Raw genomic sequence first — 23,083 nt, forward strand, 5'->3', positions numbered from 1 at the left:
CCCCAAACCGAGAACCCCACCGAGCGCACCCACCCGAGCCACCGGGTGCACCCACCTCGGCTAGCGCACGCGCCCATATCGGCCACTGAGCGCACCGACCCCAGCCACCGGGCGCGCTGACCCCAGCCACCGGGCGCGCTGACCTCGGCCACCGGGCGCGCTGACCCCAGCCATTGCCGCGACCCCGCAACGACCTCAACGCTTGCGATCGCGACCGAAGGCAGGTTTCGAGCCTGCGAGAAACCTGATCGCGCAGCGAGCCGCCAGGCGAGACGAAGCGATGCAGCGATCGCGCCGCGTTTCTCGACGATGGAGGGCCCCCCGGGCCCGAAGGAGGAGAGAAACGCAATAAGCAAGAGGGCTTCCGCCACTCGGGGGCAATGGCGGAAGCCCTCGATATGGTCTTCGTCACGGAGCCTTGAGACGTTACGGATTTCAACCGAAATTTTCAGATCTCTCGCACATCGACCGGTCTGCCCGGGCGTTCATGCAGGTCAGCCGGGTGGGCCGTGGGCCCCTGTTAAAAGATCAAGGGCCCTGAACCTTCCCGTGAAGGAGGTTCAGGGCCCTTGGTGCGTGTCCGTCCGGTTTAGCCGTCGCCGCCGCCTGGGGGCCAGGGGATGCCCTGGGTCGGGGTGGTGGGCGGCTGTGGCGACTGCTGCTGCTTCTGCGCCACGAAGATCGTGACGGTGTCGCCCGGGGCGACCGTCGCGTCCGGGGTCGGCTGCTGGTCGTAGACGAAGCCGGGGGCGACGGGCTTGTCCGGCGGCGCCGGGCCCTTCTCCACGTTGCAGCGCAGGCCGAGGCTCTCTAGCTTGCCGCAGGCGGCGCGCTGGCTGCTGTTGAAGAGGTTCGGCACCTTGAGGTTGGCCGGGCCGTTGGAGACGACGACCGTGACGGTCGAGTTCTTCGGCGCCTTCGAGCCGCCGGGCGGGTCGGTGCTGATGACGTTGAGGCGCGGGACGCTGTCGCTCGACTCCACCTTCTTCTCGACGTCGAACCCCTGCTCCTCCAGGATGCTCTTGGCCGCGCTGTACGGCTTGCCGGTCACGTCCGGGACCTCGATCTCCGTGGGCGGCTTCTTGCCCCTGGAGACCAGCAGCGTGATCGATGCGCCCTTGGCCGCCTGCGTGCCGGGCTTCGGGTCGGAGCTGATGACGTTGCCGCGCCTGATCTCGTCGCTGTACTCCGTCTTCGGCTCGCCGACTTTGAAGCCGAGCTTGGTGAGCTGCTCGGTCGCGTCGCTCTGGGTGGTGTTGACGATGCTCTGGGGAATCGCGACCTGGTCGGTCGCGCCGCCACCGCCGCTCATCATCCAGCCGATGAGCGCCGCGCCGCCGATGAACAGCACGGCGAGGCCCACCCACAGCGCGGCCTTCTTGCCGGCGCCGCCGCGGTCGGGCATGTCGTCGTCGTACCGGGCGGGCGGGAGGCCGTAGTCGTCCGGTGGGCGCCGCACCTGGGTGCGGGCCGGGCCGCCGCCCGGGTAGCCGCTCATGACCTGGGTGCCCTGCGGCTGCGAGCCCATGAGCATCGTGGACGCGGCGGTGGACGCCACCGGCTGCCCCTGCAGGACGCGCTGGATCTCCTGCCGGAACTCCGTGGCGTTCTGGTAACGGTTGCCTGGCTCCTTCGCCATGGCCTTCAGCACGATCGCGTCAGCCCACTGCGGGATCTGCGGATCGACCCCCGACGGCGGGACGGGCTCCTCCCGGACGTGCTGGTACGCGATCGCGACCGGGGAGTCGCCGGTGAAGGGCGGCTTGCCGGTCAGCAGCTCGTACAGGACGCAGCCCGTCGAGTAGATGTCGCTGCGGGCGTCGACGCGCTCGCCGCGGGCCTGCTCCGGCGACAGGTACTGCGCGGTGCCGATGACCTGCGCGGTCTGCGTCATCGTGGCGGCGGAGTCGGCCATGGCGCGGGCGATGCCGAAGTCCATGACCTTGACCTCGTGCTGCCGGGTCAGCATCACGTTGGCGGGTTTGATGTCGCGGTGGACGATCCCGCCGCGGTGGCTGTAGTCGAGGGCGCGGAGGATCCCGTCGGTGACCTCCAGGGCCTTGTCGGGGAGCAGCGCGCGGTTCTCCCGCAGCAGGTCGCGCAGGGTGCTGCCGTCCACGTACTCCATCACGATGTACGGGATGGAGTTGTCGCCGATCATGTCCTCGCCGGTGTCGTACACGGCGATGACCGAGGGGTGGTTCAGCGACGCGGCCGACTGGGCCTCGCGCCGGAACCGGGCCTGGAACGTGGGGTCACGGGCCAGGTCGGACCGCAGCGTCTTGACCGCGACGACGCGATCAAGGCGGAGGTCCCGGGCACGGTAGACCTCGGCCATGCCGCCCCGCCCGATCACCGTATCGAGCTCGTAGCGGCCGCCGAGCAGCCGAGGTTGACTCATATGTGCACTTTCCCTCGTACGTCTACACCTTGTCCTCCGAACCTAGCTTCCCGCTCTGGGTCGGAGAGGGATCCGGGCTCGGAGTTGACGGAGTCGTGGCGCTCTCCGCCGGTGTCGGTGTTTGGTCTGGGGCGGTGGGCGTCGCCCTGTGCGGATTCGTAGATGGCTTCTGTGGAGGGGACGTCTGGCGGGTCCCCGGCGTTGACGGACGGATCCTATGCGTCCGCTGCCGCTGTGTGACAGCCGGCCTGGGTGTGGCGCGGGACCGGTGCCTGGCCGAGCCGCCCGGCGAGGCCGCCGGGTCGTCGACGCTGCCGTCCCCGACGGGCCTTGTGGCGGGGGCGCCGGGCGGGTCCCGTTCGTCCCCGCCGGATCCGGCGAAGGCGAACCCCTTCCACAGCGACCCGATCACGATGGCCGTGACGACCAGCAGCACGGCGGCGGCGGACGTGTACGTCCGTGCCGTGCGCCTGCCGGTGCGCTCGTGCCCGCGCACTGACCCCCTGGTGAGGTTATCCGCCGCCCTGGGTCCGTCAAATCCAGACAAAGCAGTCGATTGGGTAACAATATTGGGTCGGGTCGCCGGCGGGTGCGCCGCGTCCACCCGGATCGGGCGGCCCGTGCTGAGCCGCGTGCGGATCGCCAGGGCCCGGTCGGCGACGGTCCCCGCGTCGGCCGGACGGCCCGCGGGGTGCTTCGCCAGCATCTCCATGATCAGGTCGCGGGCGTCCGCCGGGAACCGCGCCGGCAGCTCCGCGGGCGCCTCCCGGACGTGCCGCAGCGCGACCTCCACCGGCGTGGAGCCGTCGAACGGCGGCGCCCCCGTCAGGCACTCGTACGCCACCACGCCGAGCGAGTACAGGTCGGCGGACGGCGTCAGTTTCAGCCCCTGGGCCTGCTCCGGTGAGATGTAGTGCGCCGTTCCCATGACCATCCCGGTCGCGGTCTGCGACGCCGCCGCGAGCTGCCGTGCGATCCCGAAGTCGGTGATCTTCAGGACGCCGTCCGGCGACACCATCAGGTTCGCGGGCTTGACGTCCCGGTGCACGACGCCCGCCCGGTGCGCGACGGTCAGCGCCCGTCCCGCCTGGACCAGCAGGTCGAGGACGGCCTCCAGCGGCAGCCCGCCGTCCCGCCTGAGGATCCCGTCCAGCGGCTCGCCCGCCACCAGCTCCATCACCAGGTACGTCCGGCCGTTCTGCTCGCCGAAGTCGTAGGCCCGCGCGATCCCCGGATGCCGCAGCTCGGCCGCGAACCGGGCCTCCGACTCGAACCGGTTCCGCGCCGACATGTCCGACACGAACTCCCGGCGCAGCAGCTTCACCGCGACCGGGTGCCCGGCCACGTCGTCGGACGCCCGCCAGACCTCGCCCATCCCGCCGACGGCCAGCCGCTCCAGCAGCCGGTACCGCCCGTTGAGGACGAGGCCCGTGCTCACTTCTTCAAGACCTTGGACATGATCGCCCCTGCGATCGGACCGGCATTGGTCGCGCCGTCGCCGGAACCCTCGGTCACCACGGCGAAGGCGTACCGCGGGTTCTCGATCGGGCTGAACCCGACGAACCAGCGGGAGTTCGGGATTCCGGACGCCGGGTCCTGCTCGGCGGTACCGGTCTTACCGGCGATCCGCATGCCCTGGAGGTTCTTCGCGGTGCCCTCCGTGATCACGGCCCGCATCATCTCCGCGAGCTGGTCGGCGTGGTCGCCGCTCATCGCCTCCCCGAACTCCTTCGGGGACGCGTTGTACAGCTCGCTCTGGTCCTTGGCCCGCACGTTCTGCACCACGTACGGGTTCATGATCTTGCCGTTGTTGGCGACCGCGCACGCGACCATCGCCATCTGCAGCGGCGTGGCCCGCACGTTCTCCTGGCCGATGCCGGAGCGGGCCGTCCCGTCCTTGCCGGTCTCGACCGTCTGGCCCTTCGCGTCCGTGACCGAAACCGGGACCGCGCTCTCGGCCGCGAACATGTCCGGCTCCATCTTGACGCGCTCCCCGAACCCGAACTTCGCCGAGCCGTCGTGGAGCTGCTGGATGCCCATGTCGAGCGCCATCTTCGCGAACGAGGTGTTGCACGACTCGGCGAACGCGCCCTTCAGCGGGGCGGAGCCGGCGCAGCTGCCGCTGTCGTGCGAGTTCGGCAGCGGGCGCCCCGACTCCGGCAGGATCAGCTGCCCCGTGTTGACGCTGGACCCGATGCTGAGGTTGAGCCGCTCCATCGCCACCGCGGCCGTCACCGTCTTGAACGACGAGCCCGGCGGGAACGTCTGGCTCAGCGCGTTGTCGACCAGCGGCCGGATGACGCCGCTGCCCTTGTTCAGCTGCTCCAGCCGCTTCGCGCCCTTCTCGCCCGTCTGCGGCGCCACCTCGTTCGGGTCGAACGACGGCCACGACGCCGCCACCTTGATCGCGCCGGTCTTCACGTCCATCACGACGGCGCCGCCGCGGCGGCCCTGCTGGGTCTTCCCCTTCAGCTGCTCGTAGGCCGTCCGCTGCGCGTCCGGGTCGAGCGTCAGCTCGATGTTCGCGCCCTCCGCCTTCTTGCCGATGAACGTGTCGAACCAGCGCTGCTGCGTGATCCGCTTGTCCTTGCCGCCGAGCAGCGAGTTGTACGCCCGCTCGACCTGCGTGGCGTTCCCGTTGAAGTACCCGGTGATCGGCGCGAAGATCGGGCCGTCCTGGTAGGACCGGCCGTACTTCGGGTTGTCCTTGCCGGTCTCCTTCGACACCACGAGGACCTCGCCGCCCGCGGAGATCTGGCCGCGCGGCGAGTTGAACACGTCCGCGTACTGGCGGGCGTTGTTGCTGTCGGTCCGCAGATCCTCCGCCTGGCTCCCCTGGACGTAGTTGACCTGCGCCATCAGTCCGAAGAACAGCAGCAGCGCGAAGATCGCCACCCGTCGAACCGGCTTGTCCATGTTCATGGGACGGAAATCACCTCGTGCTCACGATCTGGGTCATGCCCTCGTCCTGGATCGCCTGCGGGGCGGGCTTGCGCGCGTCATGGCTCATCCGCACCAGAATCGCGATCAGGATCCAGTTGGCCATCAGCGACGAGCCGCCCTGGGACAGGAACGGCGTCGTCAGGCCGGTGAGCGGGATGAGCCGGGTGACGCCCCCGACGATCACGAAGACCTGGAGTGCCAGGACGAACGAGACACCTCCCGCGAACAGTTTCAGGAACGGGTCGCGCGCCGCCACGGCCGTCTTCATCCCGCGCTGCACGATCAGCGAATAGACCAGCAGCAACCCCATCAGCCCGGTCAGCCCGAGCTCCTCGCCGATCGAGTCGAAGATGAAGTCGCTGAACGACAGGGGCGTCCGCCACGGCTCGCCCTGCCCGAGCCCGGTGCCGAGGACGCCGCCCTGCGCGAGCGCGAACAGGCCCTTCATCAGCTGCGCGCTGTCGGCGTAGGACCCGCCGAGCTCGGCGCAGGCCGAGAAGCCGGGCGAAAGCGACCCCTGCGTGTCGAACCGCTTGTAGATCTCGGTGTTGGGGTTGACGGGGACGACCTTGCCGCTCTCCAGCAGGCAGCCGCCGTCGAAGTAGGGCTTCGGGTTCTGCCAGATGTCGATGCGCTGGTTGACGTGGCCCATGAACGGCAGCAGCGTCGCGACGAACACGCCCGCCGCCAGCAGCCCGACGCCGATCACCACCCACGACACCCGCTGCGTCGCGATGTACAGCATCGAGATGAACAGGCCGAAGAACAGCAGCGCGGTGCCGAGGTCCTTCTGCACGAACAGGACGCCGAGCGAGAAGAACCAGAGCACCATGATCGGGCCGAGGTCGCGGGCCCGGGGCACGCTGAGCGGCCCGATCTTCTTGCCGATCAGCGACATAGCCTGCCGCTTGTTCACCAGGTAGCCGGCGAAGAACACGACCAGCAGCAGCTTGGCGAACTCGCCCGGCTGCACCGAGAACGGGCCGAGCTGGATCCACACCCGCGCGCCGTTGATCTCCGCGCCGATGCCGGGGGCGATCGGCAGCAGCAGGAAGATGACGGCGGTGAGGCCGATCAGGTACGTGTAGCGCTGCGCGGTCTTCGGGGTGAACGACAGCGGGGCGTCGGACTTGTCGGTGTCCCGCATGATCAGCACCGCGGCGACGAACAGGACGATGCCGACGAACGTCCACATCAGCTGGCTGGGCGCGTCGGCGGCGTCCGCCACCACCTTCTTGCCCGCGAGCGCGGCGGCCTTGCGGTCGGCGCTGGTGTCCAGGTCCAGCCGGTAGATCATCGCGAGGCCGATGCCGTTCAGCGCCACCGCCAGCGGCAGCAGCAGCGGGTCGGCGTACGGGGTGAACTTCGCCTGGACGAAGTACGCGGCGAACGCCAGCACGGCGAGGCCGCCGCCGTACACGAACAGGCCGGCGGGGATGCTGCCGTCACGGGCCAGGCCGACCTCCGCGAACGCCGACAGCGTCAGCACCATCGCGAAGATCAGCAATGCGAACGAGGCCGCGTTGCGCCGCTGGTACGGCAGACGCGCCCTGATCTGCTCCCCGATCGACTGCATCCGCTATTTCCCTCCGTTGGAGGGGCAGTCCGTGACGCTGGGGTCGCGGCGCTTGCACTTGTCGCGGCGGTCGGTCATCTCCTTCAGCCGGGCCTGCGCGCCGTCCCGGCCGATGATGTCCTTGACCGTGCCCTTGGCGATCGCGCCGGCGTCCGACACGGTCAGCTCGGAGAACCGGACGTCGGTGGGCCTGAGGTCTTCCTTGCAGCTCTGCTGGCTGCGGCCGCGCACGATGGAGACCTTGCCGGACTGGTTGACGATGCTGTACTTGCAGACGCGGTCGACCAGCATCTTCCACTCGCCGGGGCCGTTCACCGTGTAGGTGTCCTTCACCTGCTGCTGGAGATCCTGGGGGAGGTCTTCGACCATGATGGGCTGGAGGTTCTTCGCGTTCGCCTTGCGGGACATGTCGAAGCCCAGCACCGACTGCGGCGTCCCCCGGAACAGGACGGCCTGCCCCTTCTCCGCGCCGATGTAGTAGCCGTTCCGGACGTTCTGCACCAGCACGAACCCGCCCGCCACGACGCCCACGACGACCACGCCCGCGACGACGACCAGCCACGTCCACCGGCGCGCGCCGCCCCGGCGTGCCCGCATCGGCGCCTGCTGCATCGCGCCGCCCGGAATCGGCGGGCCGCCCATCGGGTCGCCCATCGGCGCGTGGGCGGGCGCGGGCGGCGGGGGCATCTCGTCCACGGCGACCGGCGGCTGCGGCCTGGTGTCGCGGAGCTGCGCGGCCCGTCCGGCGGGCGTGTCGGCCGCGGTCGTGTTCGCGCCCGGCCCACCGCCCGGCGGTTCGGGCGGCGCGGAGTTGGCCGCCGCGCCCACCGCGTGCCCGGGGCCGCCCGTCGGGGGCTGGCGCTCCAGGTCGACGACGTCCGCGACCACGCAGGTGATGTTGTCGGGGCCGCCGCCGCGGTTCGCCAGGTCGACGAGCTGCCGGACGGCCTGCTCCGGATCGTCCACGTCCGTCAGCACCTGGAAGATCGTCTCCGCGGTGACGACGCCGGACAGCCCGTCCGAGCACAGCAGGTACCGGTCGCCGACCTGCGCCTCCCGGAGGGACAGGTCGGGGTCGACCTCGCCTCGTCCGTCCAGCGCCCGCAACAGGAGCGAGCGCTGCGGATGGGACGCGGCCTCGTCGGGGCTGATGCGGCCCTCGTCCACGAGCGACTGCACCAGCGTGTGGTCGTGCGTGATCTGGAAGAGGCTGCCGTCCCGCAGCAGGTAGGCGCGGGAGTCACCGATGTGGACGAGCGCGACCTGGTTGCCCGCCCACAGCATCGCCGTCAGCGTCGTGCCCATGCCCTGCAGCGCCGGATCGGACTCCACGATGCGGTGCAGGTTGTCGTTCGCCGCCTTGACCGTGTGCTCCAGCGCGGCCAGCAGCTCCGTCGCGGGCAGGTCCTTGTCGAGCGCCCGCAGCGCCTCGATCGCCGCCGCGCTGGCGATTTCGCCGCCGACGTGCCCGCCCATCCCGTCGGCGACCGCGAGCAGGTGCGCGCCCGCGTACGCCGAGTCCTCGTTGCCCTCGCGCAGCATGCCGACGTCGGAGCGCGCGGCGTAGCGGATTCCCAGAGTCATTTGCGCAGCTCGATCACGGTCTTGCCGATACGGACCGGTACGCCCGGCGGGACCGGCATCGGCCGGCTCACCTTCGTGCGTCCGAGATATGTGCCATTGGTCGAACCGAGATCTTCCACGATCCACTGACCGTCCTGCGCATAAAGTCGGGCATGCCGGCTCGAAGCGTAGTCGTCGGTCACTACAAGCGTGGCGTCATTCGCCCGACCGATGGTGATGGGCACGCCCGTGAGGTCGATGACCGTGCCGGCCCGTTCGCCCTGCACGACCACGAGTTTCGTCGGGGCGCCGCCCGGCTGGGCGCCGCGCGGCTGCCGCGGCGGCTTCGGCTGCCGCGCCGCGCGGGGGGGCCGCGGCTGGGACGCGCGCTGGGCCGCCTTCGTCGCGGCTTTCGAGCCGAACAGGTCGGCTCTGATCACGCCGACGGCCGCGATGACGAACAGCCAGAGGACCGCGAGGAACGCCAGCTTGATCAGCGTGAGGGTGAATGGGGACATCGGAGTCGGGGTTACTCCCTATCGCGGCGGAACACAAGAGTGGTCCGGCCCATCGTGACGCGGGAGCCGTCGACCAGCGTGACCCGCCGGATCGGCTGCCCGTTCACGAACGAGCCGTTGGTCGACCCTAGATCCACGAGAGCGATTTCGGGACCTTCTACGCGTATCTCGGCATGGTGCCGGGACACTCCGGGGTCGACGAGGCGCAGGTCGCAGTCCGTGCCGCGACCCAGCAGGGTCACGGGCGTATTGATCTCATAGGTGCGCTGGGTCGTGTCCGACCCCTCGACGGCCGTCGTCACCAGAAGCCGCGGATGCCCCCCGAACACTCCCCCGCGCGTCCCCTGCGGGACATCGCTCACCGGCTGGCGGATCTCACCGCCCTCGACCGTCGACCCCCGGATCACCCCGGACCTGATGCGGAACATGCCCGTGGCGAGATCGCCCGCGTTCTCGAACCGCACGCGCACCGGCCCGACGAAGGAGTACCCCTGCTCCTTCGCGTATTCGCGCGCGAGGTTCGCCAGCTCCTGGCTCAGGCTGTCGGCGTACACCTGGAGCCGCTGCCCGTCCTGCTGAGAGATCTCGACGACGAAGTCGTTCGGAACGAGCGTGCGGCCCTGCGCCACGATCGCCGCCCGATCGTCCATCTCGCGCTGCACAGCACTGGCCACCTCGACCGGCTGCAGCTCAGACTTGAAGGCACGGGCGAAGGCCCCTTCGACCATGCCCTCGAGCCGTCGCTCGAAGCGCTGAATGACGCCCACGGGCACCTCCCTTCCCCACTGGTAGACGATCGTATCGGTGTGAAGGTTCGCCTGCCGTATCTGGATACCTAACCACTGCCACCCCCGTGCTAGCCTTTTCAGGCACCCGGAATCGGGTGCGCACCCTAGGGCGGGTGGCGGAACGGCAGACGCGCACGGTTCAGGTCCGTGTGTCCGAAAGGATGTGAGGGTTCAAATCCCTCCTCGCCCACGAACGATCCGGGAGTGGTGTGTCGGCGGAAGGCGCCGGCGGCCGCTCCTTCGTTGTTTTGCCCGGCGTGCGGACGGGACGTGCTCGTGAGCGCGTCCCGTGAGGGGGCCTGTGGCCGGGGCATGTATCTAGTTTTCCCTGCTGGTGGGGCTGTGACCAGTCATCTGCGTCAGTTGGGGGCCTCATAGTGGTCCGGCGCCGCGGGGCGGGCGGCGCCGGTGTGGGGGTTTGGGGTCAGCTGGCGGCCAAACGGCGACGTAGGTGCTCCTTGCCCTGCTCGGCGCCCTTGCGGCTCTCGGCCTGGGCGCGGCGGAACAGGTCGGCCAGGTCGGAGTCCCCCGCGCGTTCGGCGTCGGCGATGTACGTCTCCAGGCGCAGCGCGTTGCTCAGGCACTGCTCCACGAACCAGATCAGGTTGTAGTCCATGTCCATCGTGCCGGTGATGCCACCGGTCTCCTGGGTCATGCTCATCGTTTGCCTCCTTCGCTTGGTCGGTGCGCGTCCCCTACCCGAGAGGCCGTGTCCCATGCTCGGTGCTCGGATTCAGCGGGCTCTGCGGCGTAGCGCGTAGAGGAATGCGCCCGCGGCCAGGACGGCGGCTCCGGAGGTCACGGAGGAGAAGGGCAGCGCGAGGGCCAGGGCCAGGCAGCCGAGTAGCCCGATGACGGGCACGATGCGGGGTGGACGGCCCTCGGCCGTGGTGAGGGTCCAAGCGGACGCGTTCGCGATGGCGTAGTACGCCAGGACGCCGAAGGACGAGAAGCCGATGGCGCCGCGGACGTCCAGTGTCGCGGCCAGGATCGCGACGACCGCGCCGATGGCCAGTTCGGCGCGGTGCGGGACCTTGTGGCGGGGGTGGACGGCGGCCAGGGTGTGCGGGAGGTGGCGGTCGCGGGCCATCGCGAGTGTGGTGCGGGAGACGCCCAGGATCAGGGCGAGCAGGGACCCTAGGGCGGCGACGGCGGCCGTTGTTCGGACGGCGGGGGCCAGGGCGGGGTGGCCTGCCTTGTCCACGGCGTCGGCCAGTGGGGCCGTCGCGGTGCCGAGGGCGGTGGAGCCCAGGATCGTCAGGACGGCGATCGCGACCGCCGCGTAGACGGCGAGGGTGATGCCCAGGGCCATGGGGATGGCGCGGGGGATCGTGCGCGCTGGATCGCGGACCTCCTCGCCGAGGGTGGCGATGCGTGCGTACCCGGCGAAGGCGAAGAACAGGAGGCCCGCTGCTTCCAGGACGCCGGTGGGAGTCGCGTCGGAGGTCAGGTCCAGGCGGGCTGGGTCCGACGTGGTGGAGGTGAGGCAGGCGACCACGACGGCCGTGAGCCCGGTGAGGACGATCGCGACGATTACGCGGGTGAGCCAGGCGGACTTTCGTACGCCTGCGTAATTGACGGCCGTCAGGAGTAGTACTGCCGCTACTGCGATCGCGTGGGGGTGGGCGGGCCAGAGGTAGGAGCCGACGGTGAGGGCCATTGCCGCGCAGGACGCCGTCTTGCCGACCACGAATCCCCAGCCGGCCAGGTAGCCCCAGAACTCGCCCAGGCGTTCGCGGCCGTAGACGTAGGTTCCGCCGGACGCGGGGTAGCGGGCGGCCAGCCGTGCTGAGGACGTCGCGTTGCAATAGGCGACGACGGCGGCCACGCCCAGGCCGAGCAGCAATCCTGAACCGGCCGACCGCGACGCGGGGGGCAGCGCGGCGAAGATGCCCGCGCCGATCATCGACCCGAGGCCGATGACGACCGCGTCGAACACGCCTAGGCGGCGCTGTAACCGGTCGCCGGACGGTGGGTTGCTCATCGCGCACTCCTCGGCGCTGTCGTTGGTCGTTCGTGGAGGGGTGTGCCCTGTGTTCGTGAGGGGAAGGCGTGGCCTGATCTTCGGGACGCCTGTCGAGAAGATGAACATGTCATATCCCGAGCCCCGGTGCCTCGGGGACGAGGGCGAGATCAGAGCGGTGTACAGGTCGGGCGCAACCGGGTGGGGTGCGGTGGGGTTCAGGTGGGCGAGGCGCGTCCGGAATGGGCGCGCTCGCCTATGAGAGGGGTCTTCATGGATCTGCAACTCGCCGGCCGCGTCGCGGTCGTCACCGGGGCGTCGAAGGGGATCGGGCTCGCCGTCACGCGGACGCTGCTGGACGAGGGCGCCCGCGTGGTCGCGGTGTCCAGGAAATCGGGCCCGGAGCTGGACGCGCTCGCCGGGCCTGACCTGCTGCACGTGCCCGCCGACCTCATGGAGCCGGACGTCCCGGCACGGGTGGTCGAGCGGGCGGTGGAGGCGTTCGGCGGGCTTGACGTCCTGGTCAACAACGCGGGCGGCCCGCCGCCTGGCGCGAGCCTGCCGCGGTTCGGCTTCATGACCCTGACGGACGACGACTGGCGCGACATGGTCGAGTTCAACGTGCACGCCGTTGTCCGGACGCTGCGGGCCGCGCTTCCGCATCTGCTGAAGAGCGACGCGGCGTCGGTGGTGAACGTCTCGTCGGGGAACGCGCGCCGTCCCGGGCCGATGAACTACGACTACAACGCGGCGAAGGCGGCTTTGACCAACCTGGCGAAGGGGCTGTCGGAGGAGTACGGGCCGCAGGGCGTCCGGGTCAACACGGTGTCGCCCGGCCCGGTCCGGACGGCGTGGTGGACGGACGAGGGCGGCGCGGCCGACATCATCGCCGGGGCGACCGGGTCCGACCGGGAGGCGGTGCTGGACGGGGTCGCCGCCGAGATGATGAACCTCACGACCGGCCGTCTCGCCACGCCGCAGGAGGTCGCGGACGTGGTCGCGCTGCTGGCGTCGCCTCGTTCGGCGAGCACGACGGGCGCGGACTTCGCCGTCGACTCGGGCTTCCTGAAGGAGATCTGAGGTATAAGCGGGGCTGCTAGGTGGTAGAAGAAGTATCTCTTGGACTTCTGGGGTTGGTCGTCCCAGGATGGGAGGTGAACAGGGAGAACGTCCAAGAGGGGGCATCCGGTGGGTGTGCACGAGGGGCTGGCCGCCAAGGTCGGCGGGCCTGTCTTCGAGCCCGGCGACGAAGGCTACGACGATGAGCGGACCGGGTTCCAGACGGCCGATCCGCACCGTCCCGGCGTGATCGTCGGCGCGGTGGGCGCGGAGGATGTGCGCGCCGCCGTCGAGTACGCGGCGGCGCGCGGGCTGCCCGTGGCCGTGCAGAACACCGGTCACGGGCTGCCGCTCGCCGCGGCCGGGGGGCTGCTGATCAGCACTCGGCGGATGACCGGGCTGCGCATCGACCCCGAGGCCCGGACGGCGTGGATCGAGGCAGGTGTGCGCTGGGGGCAGGTGATTCCGGAGGCGGCGGAGCACGGGCTGGCGCCGCTGTCGGGGTCGTCGCCCGGCGTCGGGGCCGTTTCCTATGTACTCGGTGGCGGGGCCGGATTGCTGACGCGGCGGTACGGGTATGCGGCCGACCACGTCCGGGTGATCGAGGTCGTCACGGCGGACGGCCGGCTTCGGCGCGTCACGCCGGGGTCCGAGCTGTTCTGGGCGCTGCTCGGCGGGCGGGCCAACTTCGGTGTCGTGACGGGGCTGGAGATCGGGCTGGTGCCGGTCACGCGCCTTTACGGGGGCGGGCTGTACTTCGACACCGAGCACGTCGCGGACGTCCTGGAGGCGTGGCGGGCCTGGTCGGCGACCGTGCCGGACGAGATGACCTCGTCGATCGCGCTGATGCCCGTGCCGGACGTCCCGGCCTTTCCGGAGCCGCTGCGCGGACGGCATGTCGCCCATGTCCGTATCGCCTACCTGGGGGACGACGGGGAGCGGCTCATCGCCCCGCTGCGCGCCGTCGCGCCCCGGCTGATCGACACCGTGGGCGAGATGCCGTACACCGAGTCCGGGACGATCCATAACGAACCGCCCGTTCCGATGGCGTACCACGCGACGAACTTCGCGTTCGGGGAGCTCGGCGGGGAGACGACCCGGGAGCTGCTCGACCTGGTCGGGCCCGGTGCGCCCGACACGGCGATCGTTGAGATCCGGCAGCTGGGCGGGGCCATGGCGCGGCGGCCGTCCGTCCCCAACGCGGTCGGGAACCGGGATGCGGAGTATGTGGTGGGCGTGCTGTCGAGGCTGGGGCCGGGGGCGGCGGAAGGCGTCGCCGTCCTGCACGGGCGGGTCGCGGACGCGCTGGAGAAGAAGTCGTCAGGGCGGCTCCTCAACTTCCTCTTCGGCGCGAACGCGACCCCTGAGCAGGTGCGGGCGTCCTACGAGCCCGAGGTGTACCGGCGGCTGGCGGCGTTGAAGGCCGAGTACGACCCGTCCAACCTGTTCCGGCTGAACCACAACATTCCGCCTGCCGCCCGGCCCGCCCGGACGGCCGAGGGCCGACGTGGGGAGTGATCCAGTCGCGGGGGTCGCGTAGATCTTTCGCTCGAACGCGTTCTGTCCGTCTGACGGCCGGAATGTCACAAATTCGGGCGGCGCCTTGGTCTCCAGGGCAGAACCCACGAGGAAGGGGAAAGATCATGCGAGTCTTCGTCACCGGGGCGACCGGAGCGCTCGGACGGCACCTGGTTCCCATGCTGGTCGACGCGGGCCACGAGGTCACGGCCACCACGCGGTCGTCCGGCAAGACCGGGGGGCTGCGCGCGGCGGGCGCCGAGCCGGTGATCCTCGACGGGCTCGACCGCGAGGCCGTGATCGAGGCCGTGGTCGCCGCGCAGCCGGACGTCATCGTCCACCAGATGACCGCGCTGGCGGACATGAAGAGCCTTCGCAACATGGACAAGACGTTCGCCGCCACCAACGAGCTCCGGACCCGCGGCACCGACAACCTGCTGGCCGCCGCGAAGCGCGCGGGCACCCGCCGGGTCGTCGCGCAGGGCCACATCGGCGCGACCGCGCGGACCGGCGGCCCGGTGAAGACCGAGGACGACGCGCTCGCCCCGGACGCCCCGTCCCGGACGTCGGCGCGGTCGATGGCGGCGATCAAGTACATGGACGAGGCCGTCACGGCGGGGGCGCCGGAGGGGATCGTGCTGAGCTACGGCAACTTCTACGGGCCGGGCGCCTCGGAGATGCTGCTGGAGGCGGTACGGAAGCGGCAGGTGCCGGTGGTCGGCGGCGGGACCGGGATCTGGTCGTTCATCGAGACCACCGACGCCGCCGCCGCGACGTTCGCCGCGATCGAGCGCGGCGCGCCCGGCGTCTACAACGTCGTGGACAGCGACCCGGCGCCGGTCTCGGAATGGCTGCCGTACCTGGCGGACATCCTGGGCGCTAAGCCCCCGCTGCGCGTGCCCACCTGGCTGGGCAAGCTGCTCGCCGGAGGCTTCATCGTCGCGCAGATGACCGAATGGCGCGGGTCGTCCAATGAGAAGGCGCGGAAGGAACTCGGCTGGGAGCCGCGGTACGCGAGCTGGCGTGACGGCTTCCCCGTCTGGGCCGACCGATAATGCGGGCGCGAGCGCGCTGCCGCCTGTGGAAAGCGGGCGCGGCGCGCTTTCGGCTTTCATGATCTTCGGCACCGCGATGGTCCTAGGGTGGCCTGATGAGTCGTGGTCCCCTTTCGCTTCGATCGGCGCGGGCGGTTCTCAGCCCTTCGCAGAGTCGCCGTCGCTCATGAACACCCGGACCTGGTCGGCGCTCCTCGCCGTCGTGGCTCTCACGGTCGGCGGTACGGCATGGCGGCAGTCGTGGCGCGTGTGGCCGCCCGCTCCGCACGTCGACCGGCACGTCTCCGATGCCGCGCTGCCGGTGATCGACCGCTACCTGGAGGCTGGCCACGCGGTGGTCTGGCCGACCTCGATGCCCGCGCGGCTGCGTCCGCGCTGGTTCTGCGCCGAGGAGCCGATCGAGACCGTCCGGCGCGGCTCCCAGGTGCGCGTGTCGCTGGAGGCCGCGTGCAACGACTACGCCCGCGACGGCGGACGCCTGCTGACCCATGCCGGAACACGGACTCCACTGCTGGTGACGCTGGACCGCAAGGGTGCCGCCCTGGTCGTGCGGGACGTGGCCGAGCCGGTTGACGGCGCGGGGTTCCGTCCGTCCCTGGAGCGGATGTTCTCCGCCCGCGGCCTTGCCGAGTTCGACCGGCGCGAGCGCCGGGGCCAGGGCATGGACGCACCGGACGCCGAAGCCGCCCGCGCGTTCGGCCTGCCCGCCGGGACCAAGCCCCAGCAGTACCAAGGCCAGTAGGGCTGCCGCCGACCCTGAAGCGCGACGGCCGACCCCCGAGACCCAATAACGCGAATGGGCGGCTCGTGTGCTTGCGATGGCATGTTCGGTGACGCCGAATTCCCAGGGGTGAAGGCGGCGGAGTGCGGTGTAAAACGCCTGGTCTTCGGGCTTTAGGCAGTGGTGGTGGCGGCTTCGGGAAGGCGCGTGCATTCGGGGCGTCCTGAAATTTCAATCGCACGGTGAAATCTGGTTGTCGACACCGCATCGAAGTACGTTGCTGCCACACGACGCCTTTACCACCAGGCTCGTGGTCCCCCGCCAACCCCCGAGAGAAGCCGCCGACAAGGTGGTCGGCGGTGAGAGGTGGAACCAGAGTGAACCGTGGATCGCACGTCAGACGCGTGATGACCCCACTGGTGAGTGCCGCGGCGCTGATCACGCTCCCCGTGCTCGGGACCGTTCCCGCAACGGCCCAGACCAGCCCCGCCGGGACCGTCCGGCTCGCGCACCTCCCGCAGCAGGCGCTGGCCGATCAGCTGACCGGCCGGCTCGGCGCCGAGCACGCGGGCTCCTACGTCGACGGCGCCGGAAACCTCGTCGTCAACGTCACCAGCGCGGCCGCCGCCGAGCGGGTCCGCGCGGCGGGAGTCCAGGCCCGCGTCGTCGAGCACGGCATCAAGCCGCTGACCGCTGCCAAGACCGCGCTCGACCGGCTCGCCGGGACCGCCGGTACGACCGGCCTGTCCTGGGGCGTCGACGTCATGAAGAACGCCGTGGTCGTCAGCGTGCCGAAGGCGGACAACGACGCCGCCACCCAGGCGTTCGTCAAGCGCGCACGCGGGCTCGGCCAGACCGTCCAGATCAGGCGCGTCCCCGCGGCGCCGCGGCTGCACCTCGGCCCCGGCGACGCCATCACCACCGGCGGCTCGCGCTGCTCGGTCTCGGCGATCGGCGTGGTGGGCGGCAGCACCGAGTACGTCGTCACCGCCGGGCACTGCACCAACATCGGCGCCACCTGGTCGGCGGGCGGCCAGACCGTCGGCACCCGGGAGATCAGCAGGTTCCCGGGCGACGACTACGGCACGATCCGCAGCGCCGGGCAGGTCCAGCTGAACAACGCCCAGCTCACCGAGGTCGGACGTCCGGCGGCGGGAACCCAGATCCAGAAGAAGGGGTCCACGACCGGCACGACCAGCGGGCGGCTCGTCGGCTACGACCGGACGGTGAACTACCAGGAAGGCGCCGTCCGCCAGATGATCGAGACCACCGCCTGCAGCCAGCCGGGCGACAGCGGCGGCTCGCTGCAGGCCGGCAACATCGCCGTCGGGATCACCTCCGGCGGCACCTCCGGCGGCTGCGGAGCCAACTTCCAGTCGTTCTTCCAGCCGCTGGACGAGGCGTTGCAGGCTCAGGGCGCCACCCTGAAGTGATCTGAGAATTCCGCTCGCGCGGGGCTCCCGGTTCGGTCCGCCGGGAGCCCCGTCCCGCTTTCATGGGCCGCCCGTCACGGTGGTGCCGGGCGCGTCCCGGCCGGTGAGGCCGACCTGGGCGGCCAGGCGGTCGCGCAGGCGGGTGAGGCGGGCGATCTCCGCGTCGAGCGCGTCGAGGCGGCGGCGCGCGATCCCGGAGCCCTGCCCGCACGCCGTGCCGCCGGGTGACGGCGGCGCGCCGTCGTCCAGGAGGTGGAGCATGCCGGCGCAGCCGCGCAGGTCCTCGACGGTCAGGCCGACCGACAGCAGCCGGCGGATGGTCCGCACCCGCGCCACCTCGCGCGGGCCGTACCGGCGCTGCCCGCCGGACGTCCGGGACGGCGGCGGCAGCAGGCCGCGCTGCTCGTAGAACCGCAGGGCCCGCGGGGTGGTCCCGGCCGCCGCGGCGGCGTCGCTGATCCGCATCGGTGCTCCGTCCTGACGACCGGCACCGGGCGGCTGGTGCCCGGCGCCTACAGTTCGACGATGACGGTGCCGAGGTGGCGTCCGCCGATCATCTCGTGCAACGCGCGCGGGGCGTTCTCGATGCCCGTGACCCGCACATGCGGGAACGTGACCTCGCCGGAGCGCAGCCAGCCGCCGAACCGCCCGGCCCACTCGGGGTCGGCCGCCGGACCGGCGGAACTGCCGAAGCCGCGCATCTCGATGCCCTTGACGATCAGCTGGAAGGTGTCGATCTCGACCGGGGCGGTGGTGCCGGCGAGGTCCGGCGACAGCTGCCCGGCCAGCGTGCCGACGATGGCGAACCGCGCGCCAGGACGGGCGGCGGCGATCGCGGCCTGGAGCTGTTCGCCGCCGACGTTGTCCACGAGGACGTCGATGCCGTCCGGCGCGGCCTCCGCGAGCTGGTCGGCGATGGGCCGCGTCCCGCGGAGCACGGCCGCGTCGTAGCCGAGCTCGCTCACCAGCCGCTTCGCCTTGTCCGGCGAGCCGGTGCTGCCGATCACGCGTCCCGCGCCGAGCGCCCGGGCGATCTGCCCCGCCAGCGACCCGATCCCGCCCGCGCCGCCGGACACGAACACGGTGTCGCCGGGACGCAGCCGCGCGTCCCGCGTCAGGGCCGTGTACGCGATCGCCGCCTGCCCCAGGTGGGCCGCGGGGTCGGGCAGCGTGCCGTCCAGCGGCGACCACCGGCCGGCGGGGACGGCGGCGTACTCGCGCCAGCCGAGCCAGTGCTGGACGAGATCGCCCGGTCGCACGCCCGCGTCCGGCGGCGCCGAGACGACCTCGCCGATCGCCTTCCCGTACAGCGTGTCGCCCGGGCGCAGGCCGGGGAACGGCGCGCCCTTCACGCTGCCGCCGATCAGGGTGCGCAACGCCGGGAAGACGTGGAAGAAGCGGTTCCTGACCAGCACTTCGCCGTCCCCGGGGACCGGCATCGGCACCTGGACGACGGCGAAGTGCTCCGGTTCGGGCAGCCCCTCGGGCCGGACGGCGAGCCGAACCTCGCGAGATGTACCGGGCATTCTGGACGCTCCTCAACGCGTAGACCGCTGGACCGCACGACCTCGCGACGCTAACCCTTGACCCGTACGTCAGAGTCAAGCCCGGAATGCCCGGTGCGCGGGCGTCAGCTTGGGGCGATGAACTGGTGGTCGGTGCGGATGCGGCCGTCGTCGTCCAGGGAAAGGACGTCGAGGCCGCTCCCGAGGGCCTCGCGGGTGCGGGTGGACAGCATCGTCCATCGGAGGGCCACCACATTGGGCAGGAGGACGGACGGTTCCCCGGCGGCCTCGAAGACGTGGTCGCCGGACGCGATGAACATGTCGTAGGCGCGTGTCACTCTGGCGTCCAAGGCATCGTGGCCGCGGGCCTCCAGCGGCGGGACGGGAAACGCGAGCGACGCGGCGGCCTCCCGCATCTCCTGCGGCGGGTCGACCAGGACATGGACGCCGTCGCGCGCCCACAGCCGGCGGACGAGCGCGCTCCGCGCCGCCGGGTCGGGCTCGTTCCACTGGGCGACGAAACCGTCGGCCAGACGCTTCGCATCAAGTGGGTTGCTCATGCACAGCAGTGTTGGGCGATGGCGGTTCGTCCCGCGATTCCCCGCAGGGAATCGCGGGCAGTGCGGCGTCGAGGATGGAATGGAGGCATGACGGTGCTGGCGGGGCCCGGCCACTTCGGCCATGAGCTGCGGCGATGGCGGACGCGACGCCGCGTCAGCCAGCTCGACCTGGCGATCAGGGCCGACACGACCCAGCGTCATCTGAGCTTCCTCGAACGGGGGCGCTCACGGCCCGGCCGCGCCATGGTGGTGCGGCTCGCCGAGGCCCTGGGGCTGTCCTTGCGGGAGCGGAACGAGCTGCTGCTCGCCGGGGGCTACGCGCCGGTCTACGCCGAGACGAGCCTCGACGCCCCCGAACTCGGGCCGGTGCGCGAGGCGCTCGGCCGCATCCTCGACGGGCATCTGCCGTACCCGGCGGTCGTCGTCCGGCCGTACGGGGAGCTGGTCGCGGCGAACGCGGCGTTCGGAGTCCTCACCCAGGGCGCGGCGCCCGCGCTGCTGGAACCGCCGGTCAACGTGCTGCGCCTCGCCCTCCATCCGGACGGGATGGCGCGCAGGGTCGTGAACCTGGTCGAGTGGGGCCGCCACATCACCGGCAGCCTGCGCGACCGGGCCCGGCGGAGCCCCGACCCGGCGCTGGACGCGTTCATCGCCGAACTGGACGGCTACGTGCCCGACGTGGAGCCGTCCGCCGACCATCTCGGCTTCGCCGTGCCGCTGCGGCTGCGGGCCGGGGAGGGCGCGGCTTCGCCCGAACTGCGCCTCATCACGACGCTGACGTCGTTCGCGACGGCCGTGGACGTCACGCTCGCCGAACTGCGCCTCGAAGCGTTCCTGCCCGCCGACGAGGAAACGGCGCGGATTCTCGCCCAGCGGAGTTGACCCGTCCGATCGCCGATGCGCCGCCTCGGGGGTGGTTCAGGTGGGCGGGGTCAGCGGATGGGGGCCAGGAACTGGAGCGTGGCGGCGGCGTCCGCGAGGATGTGGCGCGGGTCGTCCTCGCCGGAGTCGGGGCCGGTCGTCCAGCCGCTCTCGTCCAGGCGGGCCACGGCGGCCGTGAACTCCTTGTGCAGGTGGGGCGGGAGGCAGTCGATGTGGGCCTCCAGATTCTGGACGATGGAGAGGATCTCCCACCGGACGTCGGGCCCGGCGAGCTCCTCCAGCAGCCGTTCCAGGGCGCCGGGCCAGTCCGTCTTGACGGCCCACGTCAGCGCGTGCGCGCGGATGACCGGATCGGGATCGTCGAGAAGCCGGACGAGGGCCTCGACGATCAGGTCGTCGGCGTCGCCGGGCCGGTCGGCCTCGCCCATGCTCGCCAGCCCGAGGGCGGCGTCCGCGCGGACGGCGGGATCCGGGTCCTGGTCGATGAGGCGGATCAGCCGCACCGCGATCCGGCCGGCGACGGCGTTGCCCGGCAGGGTGCTCGACGTCGCCGCCGTGGCCCTGACCTTGGCGTTCTCGTGTTCGAGCAGATCCAGGACGACCTCGTCCACGCGGTCGGCGGCCGGGTCGAGCAGGCCGCGCGACGCGAGCCCGGAATAGGTGCGCAGCATCGCCGCCAGGACGATCGGGTCGTCCGGACGGCGGGCGCGCAGGTCCGCCATCGCGGCGCGGATCCGGCGCGACCGTCCGGCGTGGCCGAAGGACACCAGGATCGCCAGCGCCTCGACGCCCAGCGCGTCGGGGCCGGGCGCCTCGACGCCGGGCGCGTCGGTGCCCAGCGCGAGCGCCTCGTCGACGGCGATGTTGACGGCGTGGCGGTCGGTCCAGGCGGGCGCCGACACGTCCGGGACCAACCGGAAGAGGAGCTCCTCGCGTCCGTCACTGCCGGGCGGAAGGCTGCGGGCACGCTGGAGCAGGTCGCGGACGGTGGCGCGATGGCCCGGCGCGTCCCAGCCCGGGGCGGGTGCGTACCGGCGCATCGACCCGTTGACCGCGTCGATGAACATGCCCATGACCTGCGCGCGAATCTGGTGGTCGGGCCAATCCAGGCCGCGCAGGCTCGCGAGGCGTTCCCGGAGTTCGTCGTGAAGATCGTCCGACAGGGCGGGGTCCGGTCCGTCCCCCGGGTCGGGGCCGCCGAGCAAGATCGCTCTTGCGCGGTTCCACGCGTGGACGGCCTGGCCGGGGTCGTCCAGATGGGCGGCGAACAGCGCGGTGATCACCTCCGCGGCGGACGGATCGCGGCAGATGGTGTGCGCGAGCCCGGTGGCGGCGGCGGTCGCGACCTCCGGCCGCGGATCCTCGTCCAGCAGCGCGAGGAGCGCGCTGATCACCGGGACGGGGTCGTGCGCCGCGGCGGCGGACGTGGCGGCCGCGGCCCGGACCCGGCCGTCCTCGTGGCGGAACATCGCCCTCAGAAGGTCCGCGGGGTCCTGGTCCTGAGCGACCATCGCGCTCGCGTGGACGGGCAGCGCCGCGGCCAGTATCTCGGCGTCCCGCTGGCCGGGACCGCACAGGACGCCCGTGACCTGCCCGATCTCCGGCCACCGGTCGCGCGGAACGAGCGGCGCCGGCACGGTCGCCAGCGCCTGGAGACCGACCACCGCGTCGTCCGGCCGTCCGCCGCGGCAGAAAACGAGCGCCTGCTCGACGACGATCTTGGCGTCGAGGCGGACGATCTCGTCCAGCGCCGCGATTCGTGGCAGCGAGCCCGCCGGGTGGGCGCGGGCCCGGCCGAGCACTTCGGAGACCTCCGCTTCACGTCTGGCTTTGCGACCGAACACGCTCGACTCCTCAGGTGGGACTGCTCCCACTGTCCACCGTGGATCTTGGTATCTCCTTAGAAAGACGCTCGAGACGGGCCCGATGTGACATGCGCCAGATGAGAACCGCGCTCACCCTTTGCCATGCGGCTGGACGAGAACGACGCTCCCCTTTGCCCGGTGGCCGGGTGCGCCATAGGCGCAAGCGCGGGGACGGCGCTCAGCGGCGGGCGTTGAGGACTTCGCGGGCCACGGCGGCGCGTTCGGCCGCCTCCTCCTTCGCGGCCTTCCGCTCCGCCTCGATGCGGGCGTCATAGGTGGCGCGGGCGGCGGCGATCGCGTTCTGGTGCGCTTCCGTCCAGGTCACGAGCGAGCGGATGGTCTCGTGCAGGGTCGAGCCCAGGTCCGTGAGGGCGTAGTCCACGCGCGGCGGGACGGTCGGATGGACGGTGCGGCTGACGAGCCCGTCCCGCTCCAGGTGCCGCAGCGTCCGGGCGAGCATCCGCTGGCTGATGCCGTCGATCCGGCGGCGGAGTTCGGTGAACCGGAGCGACCGCTGGTCCAGCAGCGCGATGACGAGCAGCGACCACTTGTCCGCGATGCGGTCGAGGATCTGCCGGACCTCGCAGTCGTTGCGGGTGTCCCACTGCAGGACGTCCTCGTCGGCGGCGGTATCCCCGCAGTAACCAGGGGCCGCGAAAGTTCCGTCTTCCATGAGTCCCGATGGTGACTGAGGATGTGGCCGGTAACAAGAGGGAACCGGCCTCCCGTAGGG

At 71.3% G+C, this 23,083-nt stretch carries 20 protein-coding genes and 1 tRNA gene; 7 read left to right on the top strand and 14 right to left on the bottom strand.

Annotated features, from left to right (window positions below):
- Nucleotides 1-589: 589 nt before the first annotated feature.
- Genes pknB through ETD83_RS15180 form a run of 7 tightly spaced genes read right to left on the bottom strand, consistent with a single transcriptional unit; the run spans nt 590 to nt 9,768 of the window.
- On the bottom strand, nt 590-2,401 hold the full coding sequence (pknB, locus tag ETD83_RS15150) for a Stk1 family PASTA domain-containing Ser/Thr kinase (RefSeq protein ID WP_138645763.1): 1,812 nt from the start codon (nt 2,399-2,401) through the stop codon (nt 590-592).
- Nucleotides 2,402-2,423: 22 nt separating this feature from the next.
- Nucleotides 2,424-3,839, bottom strand: coding sequence for a serine/threonine-protein kinase (locus tag ETD83_RS15155; protein ID WP_138645764.1), 1,416 nt, complete (start codon nt 3,837-3,839; stop codon nt 2,424-2,426).
- Nucleotides 3,836-5,323: a peptidoglycan D,D-transpeptidase FtsI family protein gene (locus tag ETD83_RS15160; protein ID WP_138645765.1), complete on the bottom strand. Its 1,488-nt coding sequence runs from the start codon at nt 5,321-5,323 to the stop codon at nt 3,836-3,838. The genes ETD83_RS15155 and ETD83_RS15160 overlap by 4 nt, the downstream gene beginning before the upstream one ends.
- Before the next feature lie 10 nt (nt 5,324-5,333).
- The gene (locus tag ETD83_RS15165; RefSeq protein WP_138645766.1) at nt 5,334-6,920 is read right to left on the bottom strand and encodes an FtsW/RodA/SpoVE family cell cycle protein; all 1,587 of its coding nucleotides are present in this window, start codon (nt 6,918-6,920) and stop codon (nt 5,334-5,336) included.
- A 3-nt stretch (nt 6,921-6,923) separates the two neighbouring features.
- The gene (locus ETD83_RS15170; RefSeq protein ID WP_138645767.1) at nt 6,924-8,504 is read right to left on the bottom strand and encodes a Stp1/IreP family PP2C-type Ser/Thr phosphatase; all 1,581 of its coding nucleotides are present in this window, start codon (nt 8,502-8,504) and stop codon (nt 6,924-6,926) included.
- Nucleotides 8,501-9,001, bottom strand: coding sequence for an FHA domain-containing protein FhaB/FipA (locus tag ETD83_RS15175; protein ID WP_138645768.1), 501 nt, complete (start codon nt 8,999-9,001; stop codon nt 8,501-8,503). Before ETD83_RS15175 ends, ETD83_RS15170 begins: the two co-directional genes overlap by 4 nt.
- Before the next feature lie 11 nt (nt 9,002-9,012).
- A complete protein-coding gene (locus ETD83_RS15180; protein ID WP_138645788.1) occupies nt 9,013-9,768 on the bottom strand; it encodes an FhaA domain-containing protein in 756 nt (251 codons plus the stop codon).
- Between the two features lie 128 nt (nt 9,769-9,896).
- Here ETD83_RS15180 and ETD83_RS15185 point away from each other — a divergent pair.
- Nucleotides 9,897-9,979: transfer RNA gene (locus ETD83_RS15185), tRNA-Leu, on the top strand.
- A gap of 234 nt (nt 9,980-10,213) precedes the next feature.
- Here the strand turns inward: ETD83_RS15185 and ETD83_RS15190 are convergent.
- Together ETD83_RS15190 and ETD83_RS15195 are read right to left on the bottom strand one after the other, a co-directional pair.
- Entirely contained in the window at nt 10,214-10,450 is a 237-nt protein-coding gene (locus tag ETD83_RS15190) for a hypothetical protein (RefSeq protein WP_138645769.1), read from the bottom strand.
- Between the two features lie 72 nt (nt 10,451-10,522).
- The gene (locus tag ETD83_RS15195) at nt 10,523-11,773 is read right to left on the bottom strand and encodes an APC family permease (RefSeq protein WP_138645770.1); all 1,251 of its coding nucleotides are present in this window, start codon (nt 11,771-11,773) and stop codon (nt 10,523-10,525) included.
- A 252-nt stretch (nt 11,774-12,025) separates the two neighbouring features.
- Between ETD83_RS15195 and ETD83_RS15200 the strand changes: the two genes are divergently transcribed.
- From ETD83_RS15200 to ETD83_RS15220, 5 genes are all read left to right on the top strand, one after another.
- The gene (locus tag ETD83_RS15200) at nt 12,026-12,832 is read left to right on the top strand and encodes an SDR family NAD(P)-dependent oxidoreductase (RefSeq protein WP_138645771.1); all 807 of its coding nucleotides are present in this window, start codon (nt 12,026-12,028) and stop codon (nt 12,830-12,832) included.
- Nucleotides 12,833-12,940: 108 nt separating this feature from the next.
- Complete coding sequence (locus tag ETD83_RS15205; protein WP_138645772.1) at nt 12,941-14,329, top strand: FAD-binding oxidoreductase; 1,389 nt, start codon at nt 12,941-12,943, stop codon at nt 14,327-14,329.
- A gap of 125 nt (nt 14,330-14,454) precedes the next feature.
- A complete protein-coding gene (locus ETD83_RS15210; protein ID WP_138645773.1) occupies nt 14,455-15,384 on the top strand; it encodes an NAD-dependent epimerase/dehydratase family protein in 930 nt (309 codons plus the stop codon).
- A 166-nt stretch (nt 15,385-15,550) separates the two neighbouring features.
- Nucleotides 15,551-16,126, top strand: a complete 576-nt coding sequence (locus ETD83_RS15215) for a hypothetical protein (protein ID WP_138645774.1) — start codon at nt 15,551-15,553, stop codon at nt 16,124-16,126.
- Nucleotides 16,127-16,512: 386 nt separating this feature from the next.
- A complete protein-coding gene (locus ETD83_RS15220) occupies nt 16,513-17,538 on the top strand; it encodes a S1 family peptidase (protein ID WP_171064215.1) in 1,026 nt (341 codons plus the stop codon).
- A 60-nt stretch (nt 17,539-17,598) separates the two neighbouring features.
- On the opposite strand, the gene ETD83_RS15225 is transcribed toward ETD83_RS15220, so the two are convergent.
- The 3 genes from ETD83_RS15225 to ETD83_RS15235 form a co-directional block, all read right to left on the bottom strand.
- The gene (locus ETD83_RS15225) at nt 17,599-18,003 is read right to left on the bottom strand and encodes a MerR family transcriptional regulator (RefSeq protein WP_138645776.1); all 405 of its coding nucleotides are present in this window, start codon (nt 18,001-18,003) and stop codon (nt 17,599-17,601) included.
- A gap of 47 nt (nt 18,004-18,050) precedes the next feature.
- The gene (locus tag ETD83_RS15230; RefSeq protein ID WP_138645777.1) at nt 18,051-19,064 is read right to left on the bottom strand and encodes an MDR family NADP-dependent oxidoreductase; all 1,014 of its coding nucleotides are present in this window, start codon (nt 19,062-19,064) and stop codon (nt 18,051-18,053) included.
- Between the two features lie 104 nt (nt 19,065-19,168).
- Nucleotides 19,169-19,603, bottom strand: a complete 435-nt coding sequence (locus ETD83_RS15235) for a hypothetical protein (RefSeq protein ID WP_138645778.1) — start codon at nt 19,601-19,603, stop codon at nt 19,169-19,171.
- Between the two features lie 87 nt (nt 19,604-19,690).
- On the opposite strand from ETD83_RS15235, the gene ETD83_RS15240 reads away from it, so the two are divergent.
- Nucleotides 19,691-20,485 (top strand): helix-turn-helix domain-containing protein, encoded by a 795-nt coding sequence (locus tag ETD83_RS15240; protein ID WP_138645779.1) that lies wholly within the window; start codon nt 19,691-19,693, stop codon nt 20,483-20,485.
- A gap of 50 nt (nt 20,486-20,535) precedes the next feature.
- Here the strand turns inward: ETD83_RS15240 and ETD83_RS15245 are convergent, their stop codons facing one another.
- Nucleotides 20,536-22,329 carry a HEAT repeat domain-containing protein gene (locus tag ETD83_RS15245; protein ID WP_138645780.1) on the bottom strand — a complete coding sequence of 598 codons (1,794 nt, stop codon included), beginning with the start codon at nt 22,327-22,329 and terminating at the stop codon, nt 20,536-20,538.
- 199 nt (nt 22,330-22,528) lie between these two features.
- On the bottom strand, nt 22,529-23,023 hold the full coding sequence (locus ETD83_RS15250) for a winged helix-turn-helix transcriptional regulator (protein WP_138645781.1): 495 nt from the start codon (nt 23,021-23,023) through the stop codon (nt 22,529-22,531).
- Between the last annotated feature and the right edge of the window lie 60 nt (nt 23,024-23,083).

This window comes from Actinomadura soli (assembly GCF_005889715.1).
GTDB lineage: Bacteria > Actinomycetota > Actinomycetes > Streptosporangiales > Streptosporangiaceae > Spirillospora > Spirillospora soli.

What these genes read in the sequence shown, in the direction of transcription:
- pknB (WP_138645763.1), bottom strand. Translation starts at nt 2,401, where the DNA reads ATGAGTCAACCTCGGCTGCTCGGCGGCCGCTACGAGCTCGATACGGTG.
- ETD83_RS15160 (WP_138645765.1), bottom strand. Translation starts at nt 5,323, where the DNA reads ATGAACATGGACAAGCCGGTTCGACGGGTGGCGATCTTCGCGCTGCTG.
- ETD83_RS15165 (WP_138645766.1), bottom strand. Translation starts at nt 6,920, where the DNA reads ATGCAGTCGATCGGGGAGCAGATCAGGGCGCGTCTGCCGTACCAGCGG.
- ETD83_RS15170 (WP_138645767.1), bottom strand. Translation starts at nt 8,504, where the DNA reads ATGACTCTGGGAATCCGCTACGCCGCGCGCTCCGACGTCGGCATGCTG.
- ETD83_RS15175 (WP_138645768.1), bottom strand. Translation starts at nt 9,001, where the DNA reads ATGTCCCCATTCACCCTCACGCTGATCAAGCTGGCGTTCCTCGCGGTC.
- ETD83_RS15190 (WP_138645769.1), bottom strand. Translation starts at nt 10,450, where the DNA reads ATGAGCATGACCCAGGAGACCGGTGGCATCACCGGCACGATGGACATG.
- ETD83_RS15195 (WP_138645770.1), bottom strand. Translation starts at nt 11,773, where the DNA reads ATGAGCAACCCACCGTCCGGCGACCGGTTACAGCGCCGCCTAGGCGTG.
- ETD83_RS15200 (WP_138645771.1), top strand. Translation starts at nt 12,026, where the DNA reads ATGGATCTGCAACTCGCCGGCCGCGTCGCGGTCGTCACCGGGGCGTCG.
- ETD83_RS15210 (WP_138645773.1), top strand. Translation starts at nt 14,455, where the DNA reads ATGCGAGTCTTCGTCACCGGGGCGACCGGAGCGCTCGGACGGCACCTG.
- ETD83_RS15215 (WP_138645774.1), top strand. Translation starts at nt 15,551, where the DNA reads ATGAACACCCGGACCTGGTCGGCGCTCCTCGCCGTCGTGGCTCTCACG.
- ETD83_RS15220 (WP_171064215.1), top strand. Translation starts at nt 16,513, where the DNA reads ATGACCCCACTGGTGAGTGCCGCGGCGCTGATCACGCTCCCCGTGCTC.
- ETD83_RS15225 (WP_138645776.1), bottom strand. Translation starts at nt 18,003, where the DNA reads ATGCGGATCAGCGACGCCGCCGCGGCGGCCGGGACCACCCCGCGGGCC.
- ETD83_RS15230 (WP_138645777.1), bottom strand. Translation starts at nt 19,064, where the DNA reads ATGCCCGGTACATCTCGCGAGGTTCGGCTCGCCGTCCGGCCCGAGGGG.
- ETD83_RS15235 (WP_138645778.1), bottom strand. Translation starts at nt 19,603, where the DNA reads ATGAGCAACCCACTTGATGCGAAGCGTCTGGCCGACGGTTTCGTCGCC.
- ETD83_RS15240 (WP_138645779.1), top strand. Translation starts at nt 19,691, where the DNA reads ATGACGGTGCTGGCGGGGCCCGGCCACTTCGGCCATGAGCTGCGGCGA.
- ETD83_RS15250 (WP_138645781.1), bottom strand. Translation starts at nt 23,023, where the DNA reads ATGGAAGACGGAACTTTCGCGGCCCCTGGTTACTGCGGGGATACCGCC.